Source organism: Massilia sp. CMS3.1 (assembly GCF_051262535.1).
GTDB lineage: Bacteria > Pseudomonadota > Gammaproteobacteria > Burkholderiales > Burkholderiaceae_D > Telluria.
In genome coordinates this window covers 67,453-81,079 of sequence record NZ_JBIMES010000002.1, presented here as the reverse complement: position 1 = coordinate 81,079, position 13,627 = coordinate 67,453, and the positions used below count along the sequence as shown (strand labels likewise).

The following is a 13,627-nucleotide window of genomic DNA, read 5'->3' as shown; positions in this document are numbered from 1 at the left end:
AACGAATAATGAATAAATATGATGTAGTAGTGGTGGGCGGCGGCTTTACAGGCCTCACCGCAGCCTATGTGCTGTCGAAGCAGGGCAAGCGCGTTTGCGTGCTCGAAGCCGACAAGACCCCTGGCGGCCTGGCTGGCACCTTCGAGTTCACCGACGGCGTGACCCTGGAAAAGTTCTACCACCACTGGTTCAACAACGATGTCTACGTCCCGGAACTGGTCAAGGAACTGGGCATGGAAGGCGACGTCATCCTGCTGCCGACCCGCACCGGCATGTATTTCAACGGCCGCATGTGGAAGCTCTCGACCCCGCTCGACCTGCTGCGCTTCAAGGCGCTGTCGCTGGTCGACCGCATCCGCCTTGGCCTGTTGGTGTTCCAGGTTCGCAAGATCAAGGACTGGAAAACGATCGAGCACCTGAGTATTCGCGAATGGCTGGAAAGCCTGGCCGGCAAGAGCGTCTACAAGATTGTCTGGGAACCGCTCATCAACTCGAAATTCTCGGTCTACGCCGAAGCCGTTAACGCGGTCTGGATGTGGAAGAAACTGGTACTGCGCGGCAGCACCCGCAACGACAAGGGCGGCGAGGAACTGGCCTATTTCAAGGGCGGTTTCGGCCGCCTGGCCGAAGCGCTGGCATCGGCGATCCGCGCCAACGGCGGCGAAGTGCGTTACGGCGCCGCGGTCACCGGCATGGAGACCGAAGGCAAGAACATCAAGGCCGTGCGTACTGTGCAGGGCGAAGTGGCGGGCGACAAGTTCCTGTTCACGCCGTCCTTCCCACTGATTGCCGACATGTTCGAAGGCAAAGCGCCAGCTGACTGGCTCACCAAGCTGCGTCGCGTCAAATACCTCGGCAACATGTGTCTGGTGCTGCGTCTGAGGCACAGTCTGTCGGAAACCTACTGGCTCAACGTGAACGACCCGGGCTTCCCGTTCGTCGGCGTCATCGAGCACACCAATTTCGACAAGCCGGAAAACTACAAGGGTTCGCACATCGCCTACCTGTCGCGCTACCTGGCGACGGAAGACCCGGTCTGGGCCTACACTGACGAGCAATATTGCGACTTTGCTCTCGGCCACCTGAAGCGCATGTTCCCCAAAATGGACAAGTCGTGGGTACAGGAATATGCGGTATGGCGCTCGGAGTACGCGCAGCCGGTCACCGAACGTAACTATTCGGAATACGTCCCGGGGCAGGAAACGCCGTACGAGAATGCGTTGATCTCGACCATGGCCCAGATCTATCCGGAAGACCGCGGCACCAATTACGCGATTCGCGAAGGCCGCCGCATCGCCGCAGTGCTTGCCTAAGCTAGTCTCCGTGCGGTATGCAGTTCAGGCCGGCTTGAAATTTTAGAGTACAACCAGCGCTAACTACGTACTGCGCAGCTGTCTTTTTCTTCACGACGGCAAGAAACGAAAGGGCGCCAGGTATGCGCTCCTTTCGTTGTCTCCGCGCCCGAATTGCGTCGCTTTCTCCTCTAACTTCATTAGTCCATGAACTCTTCATCCAGCCCTTCAGCGCTGCGCAAGCCATTCGCTCCCTATTTTTGTCTTGTCGTCGGGCTGGCACTTCTATTCGGCATCCTCGCGTTCGGCCCCAAGATCCGAGTGGGCGACGCTTCGGAGTACTATGGCTTGTTCTATGCTTGGGATGTGACGCACAGGCCATGGATGAGCGCCCAGGCCTACGCTGCCTACGACGCTTTGTTTCGCTCCAGTACAGTGAATGGCATGATCCCAGTAGACATGCTTGCCAACGCATTTCCGGCGCTTCGGATTGGCCCTACATCGGACTTTAACCATTTCTGGCTCTACAGTTTTCTCGCGTTTTTGTGCGCAAAAATAGCTGGCATGGTTGGTCTTCAGTTGGGTGCGCATCAGAGCTTCCTGCTGCTGCATTTCCTGCTTGCTAGTCTCACACTCAGTCTGGCGTACCGTTTTCACGGCTGGCGTGGTGCGCTGGCTGCCGGCCTCATGCTGTTTGGATCACCAGTGTTCTGGTTCGTCAACAAAGTCCATACTGAATGGATGACTGTGTGCCTGGTTCTCAGTGCCGTGATCGCACTGACGGCGCGACACTACTTGCTGGCAGCACTGATGGTGGCGCTGGCGGCTCCCCAGAATCCAAGCTTCGCACTCATCGCATGCATCCCCTTGTTCTACCGAGCGGTACTGCAGCGCAGCCGTTCCTATACACCGGCGGAAGTTGTCATGGTGGTAGCGATAGTCGCCGCCGTGGTGATACATCCAGTTTATTACTTCAGCCGGTATGGAGTACCCACGCCGCAGTTACTCGCTGGGGGGGCCGAGCTCGGACGGAACCTGTCGACTTTCTATATCTGGATAGTGGATCCAGATCTTGGCCTGCTTTCGAACTGGCCGCTCGGTTTGCTGGTAACGCTGAGTGCGCTTGCGATGTGGGCGGTCTCGGCACGGCGCGCTACCGCCGCACGCCTGGATTGGCCGTGGTGGACATTCCTGCTCGTCTACTTGCTGCTGAATTTCTTCGCGCATTCGTCAACCACCAACCTGAACTCCGGGGCAACTCCCGGCCTGGCTCGTTATGCGTTGTGGTATCTGCCGCTGGGGTTTCCAGTCTTCCTGTGGGTCCTGCAACGCTTGGCCCCCCGCACTTGGTCATTCTACCTCGCTACTGTGTTGACCTTTATTTTGCTGGTTGTTTCAGTCAGGGTCAACGATCCACGCAAGTCTGAGCATTACTGGACTCCGTCGATCCTGTCGAGTTTCCTGCAGACGCACCTACCAAGAGTTTATAATCCGCCGGCAGAAGTTTTCATCGAGCGCTTTTCCGGCGCGGGCGAGAACGTGTATGCCCTGCAGTTGCTCGCCGTCGTCGGTCCCGACTGCCGCAAGGCTATTGTCACGCCGGGCATCGACCGCCATGGGGCGCTGGCCCCGGCCCACTGCAGGTTTGAAAAAGCGAAACTCGACGCCTATGTCGACGCGAAGTTGGCACCGAGCGACAAGGCCGATACGAACCCGTACTATGTGCAGCTCGAACCGGCGCTCGATAAACTCTTGCGCCTCACAGTCGCCCCCGGTCCGCACGCCACGCGCAACGGCGGTGACGGCAACGTTTTCCTGACTCAGGGCTGGAGCGCTCCCGAAGAATGGGGTATCTGGTCTGACGGCAACCTGGCTGAACTTGTGTTCCCCTGCGATGAGGACCAATACTACGGTCCCAACAAGCCGTTTTCGGTGTCGCTGAAGCTCCGACCTTTCATGAATCAAAGTATCTCCATCGTTGGAAAGGGCGGGACCTTGTGGCACGGCCCGGTCACGGCTGTCGACCAGCTTGTGCGCTTCGACGTGCCGGTCGAGCATTGCGACAACGGAAAGTACCGCCTTCAAATCGCGATTCCCGCTGCGGTTTCTCCTTTGGAAAAGGGCATGTCGACCGATCCTCGCCGACTTGGTGTGGGGCTGTCAGCTCTTGAAATTACGCGTAGCGCGGCAGGAGCCGCGAGCGATAGCGGGCGGTAATACGTCCTAGTCGTATTTTTTATTCCCAGACATTTTTCGCAAAGGTAGAAATGAATACCGAATCCGGTACAGTAATTGAAGACGGGCAGCGCAGTAGCCAGGAGAGCAGGGCCGGCATTGGCCAACTCGCCGATGCCGATGCTACGCACTTGCTCGGAGCGCATGGCCCGCTATTTTTCCGGCTTGGCTGGGTGTATTTGCTTGCACCCACTGTGATCGTGCTGATTACTTTCCAACGCATCGAGATTGGCATCGCCATTGCGCTCGCTGCGGTCGCTTCAAGCGTCGGCGCGCTACGTTGGAGCGGCGCCGTGGCGAGAGTGCCCGGCGCTTCGCTGCTGTCGACCTGGCCCTACATGATCGCGAGCGGAACGATCCTTTGGCTATCGGGGATGTTGCCGCCTTTCGGCGAGAACTCGGACTGGCTCAAGCACTTTGCCTTGTTTAATGAATTAATTGAGCAATCCTGGCCCCCGGTAGTTCCAGGAAATTCGGGTTTCGCGACGCTGCGCTATTCATTGAGCTGGTACGTGGTGCCTGCACTGATCGCAAAATCGTTTGGTACCGAATGGCTGAGCTTGGCGATCTTTTTGTGGAGCACTCTCGGACTTTACATCGCACTCGTTTTCGGTTTCGGCACGCGAGCGTGGAGTGTTGCCCAGCGCTTTACTATCTGTATTGTATTCCTGCTTTTTAGTGGTGCCGATATCATCGGTACACATCTTGTCGGCGTCACGCAGTCGACGCCTCTGCACTTTGAATGGTGGGCCGGCTTCGGCCAATTGTCCTCCACGGTTACGGGCCTGTTCTGGACGCCCCAGCATGCGATCCCGGCTGCCCTGGCGACCTTTATGGTACTGCGGTTTCCCGAGCGGTCGTTGCGTGCGGGAGGTGTGCTGACGGCGGCGATTGCAGTCTGGTCGCCGTTTACCGCAGTCGGCCTGGTACCCCTGTTTCTATGGGCAGGGGTGCGCAGTGGCTATCGGCACATTTTCAGCTGGATCAACCTGCTGACGGCCCCGGTGCTGCTGCTCTCCGCGGCGTACTTCCTGACGCGGGGCGCAGCAGGCAGCATCCCGTTCGGATTCATCTGGTCGGTCAGTCATGTCGATGTCTTGCTCTGGTTCGAATTCGTCATGGTCGAATTCATTGCCATCGCGCTCGCGCTGCTGGTCTTACGTGAACGCTCGACCCAACTGATCGCTGTTGCTGCCGGCTTTTTGCTTGTTCTTTCGCTGTGCAGCGGTGGCGCCTACAACGACCTTCTCATGCGCAGTTCGCTGCCGGCACTCGCCTTACTCGCACTGCTTGCTGCGGTGGCAGTCGTCAGCGCGCCCAACGACCTGCGCAAAGCACCCTTGGTAATATTTCTGGTCGTCGGTTTGGTGACGCCGCTCGGCGAAATTATGCGTGGTTTTATGGCACCACGCCTTGAAGCAACACGTAAAGCACGGCTCCAGGACATCATCGGCGGCAAAGCGAGCAACCTCGAGGCCCAGTATCTCGCGCCCTTGGCCCAGGATGAAATGAATATTGTTGTGGTGGCGCACCTCGCTGAAATGGGGCTCGAACCTTTCGGGATTGCCGAGGTCGATCCGGTGCGTCGCCACATCGTCGCCGACACATATACCGATGGTGGCTTGATGTCGAAGGAATTCAGACTGCCGGCTGGCCTGTACGAGATCGATGCCACGCTCAGCTGGGACGTAACGGCACCGGTTGCCGACAAGAATGGTGGCCATCTATCGCTTTACGGAATGCGATTGCTGGTACCGATTTTGGGTAAAGGGATGAACAAAAAGGTATCGGCTTTCGTCCGGTTGGACGGTAAACCGTTCAGGATAGCCCTCGGATTGGGCGGCTGGAGCAGCGGCAAGGGCTTTATCGAAGTGCATAACCTTGAGCTTCGTGCAGTGAGCGTCACCAAAGCACACTAGTGCGTTTTCGGAGGCATTGCCCAGCGCCTGCCGAGCGGGTGCGGGAATGGCCTCTGATGTTGAGTAGCGCAGCGCCTGCTGCGGTAATACACGTTGTACCTTTAACCAGCAAGCCGTGCAACTCTGTGGGTCGGGATGGCCGGTGAGCACGTGCCGGTAGCCTTGGCCCAACCGGCTTGACAGAATCGGTGGTAACTGTGCCCTTTAAGCCGCCGCGCGATCCGTGTCGCGCTCCAGTCCCCCGTTCGCGCCTTTATCGGGTGCAGTGTTGCTCAGCACCTTCAAAAGGCATTCGGCATTCTGGCGCCATGTATGCCAGCGCATCGCGCCTGATGAGGGAATCTGGTCGGCGGCGCGGAGCTGCAGCCAATGGCGAACCGCATCGGCAAGGGCGCTCGGCGACATGCCGTCGAAATAAAGGGCATGTTCTTCCGCGACCTCGCGAAATACAGGAATGTTGCGTGCCAGGACTGGCAGTCCATAGCGCGCTGCCTCGATCAGCGGCAGCCCGAAGCCCTCGCCTTCGCTCGGCGCCAGCAGGCAGGTGCTGTTGCGGTAGATCGTCTCGAGCAGAAGGTCGTCGACGCCGCGCAGCCAGAGCAGGCGATTGCCCGCTTCCGGATGATTCTGCAGGCGCCGAAGGATTTCCGGGATCGTACGCCGTTCGGACTCGGGCAAGCCCTTCCAGCCTTCGTTGCCGACGATGACTAGGTTGACCTGCTCGCCGGCGTTCCATAATTCCTCGAACGCCGCCAGGCTTTGCAGGTGTCCCTTGCGCGGCTCGATCGTGCCGACCATCAGGAAGCTCGGGCGCCCCGCAAGCGTAGCCGCCATATCGTTGGCCGCCGCCGCGCCGCCAACTAGGGCAGCGCCGTTGTCGATGTCGGCGCCCAGGTGCAGTGGTACGAATTGCAGCGCGCGCTGCGGCAGGTCTGGTTGCCGGCCGAGCCACTCGCGCGCTTCGTCGGCCACGGCACGCGAGATGCTGAGCAGACGGTCGGCATGGGTGGCGATGCAACGCAGCCAAGCCGCGTGGGTCGCTTCCGCCGTGCGCGGGAAGAATTCGGGACGCAACACCGGCAGCAAGTCGTAGATCAGGAAATTCATCGACACGCCATGCGTGCGCAGTTCGGTGTATACGCCGGCACGCGCCGCCTCGACAATGGCGGCCGGCGCGAAGTCGGCGCAGTAGAAGACGTCGCCGGGCTGGAAGTCGATCGGAGAGTCGTGCAGAGTCGGCGCGGCGATTCCCATCAGGTCGAGCGCGTAACGGCGCGCGTAGCGGTAATGCCAACGGTTGCCTTCCGTGCTCAGGTAGACCGGCTCGACGCGCAGGCCGTGCTGACGCATCTGCAGCAGTTCGAGAAGCTGGGTGCGGACGACGCGCTCGATCCCTGTGCGTAAGTCGTGCTGGACGATTGTCGACACGTCGACCAGAATTTGGCGCGGCGCCAGTGGGTTCGGGGCGCGGGCAATCCCTTCGGCAAGGGTGCGCAGCGCGTGATCATTTGCGCGCAGCGCCGGCAGGTTCCTGAGCGCACGCAGCAGTGTGGGGCGCTGAACCTGCGCCTCCGCATGCGCCAGGTCGAGTGCCTCGCGGTACAGTGCGGCGCAATGGTCTGGCCGGTACTGGTTGCGCAGGACGTCGCGCGCACGCTCAGCCAGTTCGCCGCGCCGGCGTTCATCGAAGCGCAGCGTCTCGAGCGCTTCCACCAGCGCCAGCAGTTCGAAACGATCTGGCAGCATCCAGACCCCATCGGTCGGCAATGCCGCCATCGAGCCATTGGCGTTGACGATTGTAGCCAGGCCATAGTTCATCGCATCCAGCACGGCGGCGGACGTTTCTCCGCGCGATGTGCTGCGCAACTGCACGGCAACGTCGGCCGCTTGTAGGTAAAGGTGGTAGGTCGCCTCGTCCGCCCAGCCAGTGATGCGGATTCGGCATTCGGCGCCGGCGTCCTCGATAGTCGCGATCAGGCCCTCGCCGAATTCGCCGGCCGCGTTCGCCCCGACCAGTACGAGCTCGCAGCTGGCGTCGCGTTGCAGGCCCGAGGAGAGCCAGGCGCGGACGAGGGTGTCCGTCAGCTTGGTCGGTCCGATATAACCGAAACTACAGACCAGGAAGACGTCGCTGGCGATGCCAAGCGCAAACCGCGCGGCTTGGCGGTCCTGTAGCGCCGGCGCCGCGCGCGGCAGCGGCACCACGCTCCAGTTGTGCGCTGCGTCCTCGCCATACCATTCGCGCGCCAGTTTCTGTGCGTGCTGGGAATGCACGATGATACGCGTGGCGCCTTCGAGGACTTCAAGATTGCAGGGGAAGTCGTCCATTGTCGCCGCGTGCCCTCCCGGGATCTGGCCGGCTTTCAGGCCGACGAAACCGTGCGAGTGGAACAGGGCATCGTTCCAGCCATTCGGAAAACCGCCGGTCATTTGTTCGTAAGCCAGCACATTACTCAGGAAAAAATCGTGCAGGACCACGACGCCTGGATGTTCGCGTAGCAACGCGAACATGCTGCTGTGGTAGGGACTGTTACCGAATTGATAGAGAATCTGGTCGAACTCGTGGGCGTGGTCGGCAAACCAGGAGATTGGGTGCCGCGGCAGGGCAGCAAGCGCTAGCGGCAGTTCGGCCTCCTGCTGTTGGGTGATCAGTTCGATCTCGAAATCGTCGAGCATCGCCGGTAGCAACTGCACCGCGTAGTCGGCAATGCCGGTGCGTTCGGGCGGCAGCGGCGAGACAAAGGCGAGGCGGCGCCTGGCGCGCGCCGGCTTCGGCGCCGGCTCGTCCGCGATGCTGGCGGTCGCGAGAGCAGCCAGCAAGGATGAAGCCGCTTCGTCCCATCGTGGGGGCGCCAGACGCAGCAGACGCTGCGGCGCCAGTTCGGCGCTGACGACGGCGTGCGTGGCTGCGTCCATAACCAGGACCAGGTGCGCGGCGCGTAACAGTTCCAGGTCGGGCGCCAAGTGATGGTCGAGCAGCGCGACGATGCGTGATGCGAACGCGAAGCGGCCGGGAAGCACCAGGCCTTCACTCTTGCCGGCCGCGTCCGCGTCGAGAACGACGGCATTGGCCCTGAGCTGGGCGATCGTGAAATCGCGCGTTAGCTCGCTAGCTTGGCGCCGCTCCTCGTGCGCTAGGCTGTCCGGCCCGGCCACGCTGTGGAAGAGGCGGATGCGCTCTGCCGGAAGAAGGTTGGCGAACTGCTCGCGTAGCGCCGCGGCGCCAGGCAGGGCGCCGTTCAGCAGGAGGAATATCGTGTGCGTTTCGGGTGTGCGAAGCAGGGCACGTGCCAGCTCCAGCATATACCGGCCCCGTCCGTCTTCGTGGCCGTGGAGCTGGGCGGCCTGTAAATCGATAACGATACGTAGCAATCAATCCTCGCTTTTATTTGTCTTCAGGAGTTCCCGGTAGACGGCCAAGCTGCGCGGCGACATCTGTGCGGTCAACGGATCAGCCGGCGCCTCGACGCCGACATCCTCATGTGCGGGGGCATGCAGCACGCGTAACATGCGCGTGTGCAGGCCGGGGAAGCGGGCTACGAGCGTGCGCGCCATGTGCTTGAGCGCGGGGCTGCGCAAGATCAGCCGCAGCAGGCGGCGCAGCAGGCCAAAAGCGCCCTGGCGCAGGCGCTGTACGAGCCGCGTGCGTGCTGCCTGCTGGCGCAGGCGCCCGAACAGGCGAGCCAGGCGGGTGCCTAGCGGGGCGCTATGCTGCTGTGCTTCGGCCAGTTGATGGCGCAATGCCGCCGCTTCAGCCTCGGCGTGGGTGAGGCGCGCTTCGATCCAGGCGACGTGCTGGGCCAGGCGAGCACTTTCTTTATCGCTGACGTCCTGGGCTTGGACGAGTTCACGGATACGCGAATTCAGGCGTGACGCCGTGCGTTCGCCCTGGACGTACGTAGCAGCTTCGATCTGCGCGACACGGCCAGCCAGCCCGGTCTGCCCGGTTCCTAGCTGGGCCAGTTCGACAGCCATCGAATTGCGTGCCGCTTCGCCGTGCGCGAGGTCGTTCATCAGGCTGAGGTTGGAGGTCCGCAACTGTGCGATTGTGGCTTCGAGTTCGCCAGTGAGCGCAGAGCCTTCCTGTTGCGTAACCCGGTCGGACAGCGCGTGCAGGGCTGCCCCGACCTGCGCCAGCCCGGTTTGCGCCCCGGCCTGCTCCCGTTCGTAGCGTTCGCCAAGGGCGCGCAGGTCTGCCCCGACCTGCGCCAGCCCGGCCTGCACGCCAACCTGCTCTCGCTCGTAACGGTCGCTGAAGGTGCGCAGCTCTGTTCCGACTTGCGTCAGGATGGCCTGCGCCTCGTCCTGCTGTTGCTGATAGCGTTCGGCGAGGGCATGCAGGTCGATTCCGCGCGGGGTGGAGAACAGGGGGGCGAACAGGGTCATGATTTCCGCCGGGCCGCCCTTCTGGCCGACCACGCTGTAGTCGGGACTGGCTCCGGCGAGTACGTCGAAGAGCCGGGGCGCCGCCGCCTCATGCAGGCGTGGGTCTTCCTGCAGGCGCAGCACGGCGTGGCGTTCGAAACCGCCGAATTCCACGGCGAAGGCAAGCAGCTTCGGCGACAGTGGCCGCAGGTGGGATGGATCGTCGTAGAACGACGAGCTGCCGACCACTAGGTTTTCCGGGTTCGGCGTTTCCAAGATCAATAGGCCGCCCGGGCGCAGCGCACGCAGCGCCTGCGCGATCAGGACCAGCACTTGGTCGAACGAGATGTGCTCGACCAGGTGAAAAGCGGACACCACGGCGAGACTGCCGTCCGGGGTGGCCGCCAGGGCCGCCATGGCGTCCTCATTGGCCACATTCAGGCCGCGCTCGAGGCAGGCAGCGAGCATGCCGTCGTCGAGGTCGACCCCGCGTGCGGCGAAGCCGGCCTCGCCCAGCAGTTCGAGCCATTCGCCGCGTCCGCACCCGAGATCGAGGGCGGGCGCAGGCTTGCCCTGTGCAAGTGATTCGAGGAACGGCAGGTAGACGCGCAGGCGTTCCTTGATCAGGGCGCGGCTGCCGCGGTAGCGGTCTTCGAAAGCGCGATAGAAGAAACCGCTCATCGCGCGATCTCCAGTTGGGGTTCAAGCCAGGTAGTGCCCACAAATGGCTTGCGGTTCATATTCGTAACAATAAAGAGGAAGGCCAAGTCGCGCCATTCGTAATTGTCGGCCAAATGGGTTTCGCTGCTGGTCAGCGCGGTCGTGATGGAATAGCTGCCGTCGCCTAGGTTGAGGGGGAAGGCAAAACGGAATTCGATACGCTCGCCCGCCTGGACATTGGTCAGCACCCGCTCGAGGTGATAGGTGTTGGTGCCGAAAATCGGCTGGCCAAGCCGGTCCTTGATCATGTAGCCCAGCACCAGGCGCGGAAGCGATGCGTTCACCTGCACGGCCACGCGCAAGGTCACTCCCTCGCCGACGTTGACCATCTCAACCGGGGCACCATTCGCGTCCTCGAGCGTGATTGCGGTCACTGTCGCCTCGCCGGTGCCGGAGGTGGTCTGGACCCGCCCCTCGGGCGTGGCGACTTGGGACACGGTCGAGTTCTCGCGCTCGGCGATGAGCGCATTGTAGTAGTCCATCACTTCTTCCGGCGCGCCTTGCTTTGCTAGGTGTCCACCGTCGAGGAGTAGGGCGCGGTCGCAGATCGCCTGCATGGCAACCCGGTCATGGCTGACGATCAGCAGCGTAGTGCCGAGTTCCCGGAACTGGCGAATGCGTTCGAAGCTGCGGTGCTGAAAATACGTATCGCCGACCGACAGCGCCTCGTCGACGATCAGGATATCGGGCCGGCGCGCGGTGGCGACGCTGAACGCCAGGCGTACCTGCATGCCTGACGAATAGACGCGCACCGGCTGATCGATGTAGTCGCCGATACCGGCGAACTCCTCGATTTCCGGCATCAGCGAGTCGATTTCGGACATGGTCAGGCCGATCAGCTGGCCTGCCATGTAGGCGTTCTGGCGCCCCGAGAATTCGGGATGGAAGCCCATACCCAGCTCAAGCAGCGCGGCGACACGCCCATGCATCGTCACCTTGCCGGTCGTCGGCTGGGTGGTGCCGGTGATGAGTTTCAGCAGCGTGCTCTTGCCCGCGCCATTGATCCCGATAATGCCGACCGCTTCGCCCGGCGCTATCTGGAAGCTGATGTCGCGCAGGATCCACTTCAGGTCATGACGCTGCTTGCGGCTTGGCAGCATCCATTCCTGGAGACGGCCCCAGCGTGTGTGATATTTCTTGTAAGCCTTGCCAAGGTGGGAAACGAGGATGCTGCCCATCATAGTTCATCCACCATTTCACCTGCACGTTTGCGGAACAGCTGCAGGCCCAGCACGCAGCACAGCGCGGCCAGCACCGTGACCGGCCCCAGGCTGGCCCAGTCGGGCGCAGCGCCGTGCAGGAGAATCGCATGGTACGCCTGCACCACGGCCGCCATCGGGTTCCAGATCAGCAGGTCGCGCACCTCGGCCGGCAGCGCCGTCACCGGGTAGACGATCGGGGTAAACCAGAACCAGAACTGCAGCAGGATTGTGAAGAACTGCCCGACATCGCGGAAGAAGACGTTGAGCACGCCGATGATGATCCCCAGCGAAATGGCGAACACGACCTGGATCAGCAACACCGGAAGCAGCGCCAGGTAGATCCAGCCGGGGAAGGCGCCAGAGAACACGAGAAACAAGGTGAACAGGGCAAACACGATGCCGAAATTCACGCAAGCATTGAGCACGACGATGATCGGCAGGCACAGTCGCGGAAACTGGAGCTTCTTGAGCAGGTTGCCGTTTTCGATGAACACCGTCTGGCTGCGCCCGGTGATCTCGGCAAACAGCGCCCAGGTCAGAGTCCCGGCGCACAGGTAGATGCTGTAGCTGAACGGAGAACCCAAGCCGGGTAGACGGGTCCCCATTACCTGCGAGAACACGATGGTATAGACCAGGATCATCGCGAGCGGATTGAGCACCGTCCAGGCGGCCCCAAGCATCGAATTGCGGTACTTGGTCTGGAACTCACGCTTGACACTGCCGCTAATGAAACCGCGGTAGCGCCAGACGCTACTAAAAAGCGCGGAGGAAATCATGCTGCGACGCCCCCTGCTGGGGACCGTAGGGCACTAACCAAAAGCAGGATCATAAAGCAGGACCATGAAACATGTTGGACAGGCCGTCACGGGCGCGTACATCTGGCCGGCAAGGGTGCCGTCCCGACAATCGTGCCTTGGCAAGGTTTTCGCGCCGAGCGGAGAAGCCTGGAAATTAAACAACGATTATAACACGACAGTATGGGCCGGCCTGCGGACTTGCCAGTATTGTAACAGCTGCGCGGCAGCGCGGTCTCAGGCCGCCTTGCCGGCGCAATGCGGACACGACATCTCATACACATATTCCGGCGCCAGTTGCTGCCTCGGCGTCACCACCGCGCGGCAGGCGAAGCACTGCACGGTCTCGGTCGGCTCGAGCTTCGGATTGAGGGCGGTGCGGTAGTCGAACACGAAGCAGTCGCCCGTGTAATGCGCGCCGCCGACTTCCTCGAAATACTTGAGGATGCCCCCTTCGAGCTGATACACGTTGTCGTAGCCGGTTTCCTGCATATGGATCGCCGCCTTTTCGCAGCGGATGCCGCCGGTGCAGAAAGTGACCACGGTCTTGCCGGCGAAATCGTCCTTGTGGGCGGCGATCACTTCCGGGAATTCCGTGAATTTCTTGATCCGGTAGTCGACGGTATTCGTAAACGTGCCGACGTCGACTTCGAAATCGTTGCGGGTGTCGACCATCACCACCGGCTTGCCGGCGTCGTCAACGCCCTGGTCAAGCCAGCGTTTCAGGGTCTTGGCGTCGACTGCCGGTGCGCGGCCCAGTTCGGGCCTGATCAGCGGCATGCGCATCGTGATGATCTCTTTCTTGATCTTCACCAGCATGCGCTTGTGCGACTGCTCGCCCGACAGGCTTTCCTTGACCTCGAGATCGGCCAGGCGCACGTCGCCCCGCACCCAGGCCAGGTACTGGTCGATCTGCGCGCGCGGGCCGGAGACGAACATGTTGATGCCTTCCGGCGTCAGCAGGACAGTACCCTTCAGGCCCAGCTCGTTGCACAGCGCCGCGTATTGGGCGCGCAACGCGTCGAGGTCGTCGAGCGTGATGAATTTATAAGCAGCGATATTGATGTGGGGGCTAGCAGGGGACATGGCGGCACAGTGCA

General features: G+C 61.6%; 8 protein-coding genes. 3 read left to right on the top strand and 5 right to left on the bottom strand.

What is annotated here, in order from left to right; translation table 11 throughout:
• Window positions 1–8 precede the first annotated feature (8 nt).
• The 3 genes from ACHAC9_RS04005 (at window position 9) to ACHAC9_RS03995 (ending at window position 5,446) form a co-directional block, all read left to right on the top strand.
• Window positions 9–1,313 carry an NAD(P)/FAD-dependent oxidoreductase gene (locus ACHAC9_RS04005; RefSeq protein WP_435757383.1) on the top strand — a complete coding sequence of 435 codons (1,305 nt, stop codon included), beginning with the start codon at window positions 9–11 and terminating at the stop codon, window positions 1,311–1,313.
• A gap of 186 nt (window positions 1,314–1,499) precedes the next feature.
• Window positions 1,500–3,509: a DUF7024 domain-containing protein gene (locus ACHAC9_RS04000; protein ID WP_435757381.1), complete on the top strand. Its 2,010-nt coding sequence runs from the start codon at window positions 1,500–1,502 to the stop codon at window positions 3,507–3,509.
• Between the two features lie 50 nt (window positions 3,510–3,559).
• Window positions 3,560–5,446: a hypothetical protein gene (locus ACHAC9_RS03995; protein WP_435757379.1), complete on the top strand. Its 1,887-nt coding sequence runs from the start codon at window positions 3,560–3,562 to the stop codon at window positions 5,444–5,446.
• A 204-nt stretch (window positions 5,447–5,650) separates the two neighbouring features.
• Here the strand turns inward: ACHAC9_RS03995 and ACHAC9_RS03990 are convergent, their stop codons facing one another.
• The 5 genes from ACHAC9_RS03990 to ACHAC9_RS03970 form a co-directional block, all read right to left on the bottom strand.
• The gene (locus ACHAC9_RS03990) at window positions 5,651–8,818 is read right to left on the bottom strand and encodes a glycosyltransferase (protein ID WP_435757377.1); all 3,168 of its coding nucleotides are present in this window, start codon (window positions 8,816–8,818) and stop codon (window positions 5,651–5,653) included.
• Window positions 8,819–10,492 (bottom strand): methyltransferase domain-containing protein, encoded by a 1,674-nt coding sequence (locus ACHAC9_RS03985; protein WP_435757375.1) that lies wholly within the window; start codon window positions 10,490–10,492, stop codon window positions 8,819–8,821. It abuts the gene before it with no gap.
• Window positions 10,489–11,709: an ABC transporter ATP-binding protein gene (locus ACHAC9_RS03980; protein WP_435758080.1), complete on the bottom strand. Its 1,221-nt coding sequence runs from the start codon at window positions 11,707–11,709 to the stop codon at window positions 10,489–10,491. The genes ACHAC9_RS03985 and ACHAC9_RS03980 overlap by 4 nt, the downstream gene beginning before the upstream one ends.
• Window positions 11,709–12,509: an ABC transporter permease gene (locus ACHAC9_RS03975; protein WP_435757373.1), complete on the bottom strand. Its 801-nt coding sequence runs from the start codon at window positions 12,507–12,509 to the stop codon at window positions 11,709–11,711. Before ACHAC9_RS03975 ends, ACHAC9_RS03980 begins: the two co-directional genes overlap by 1 nt.
• A gap of 255 nt (window positions 12,510–12,764) precedes the next feature.
• Window positions 12,765–13,613, bottom strand: coding sequence for a sulfurtransferase (locus ACHAC9_RS03970; RefSeq protein WP_435757371.1), 849 nt, complete (start codon window positions 13,611–13,613; stop codon window positions 12,765–12,767).
• Window positions 13,614–13,627: the final 14 nt, after the last annotated feature.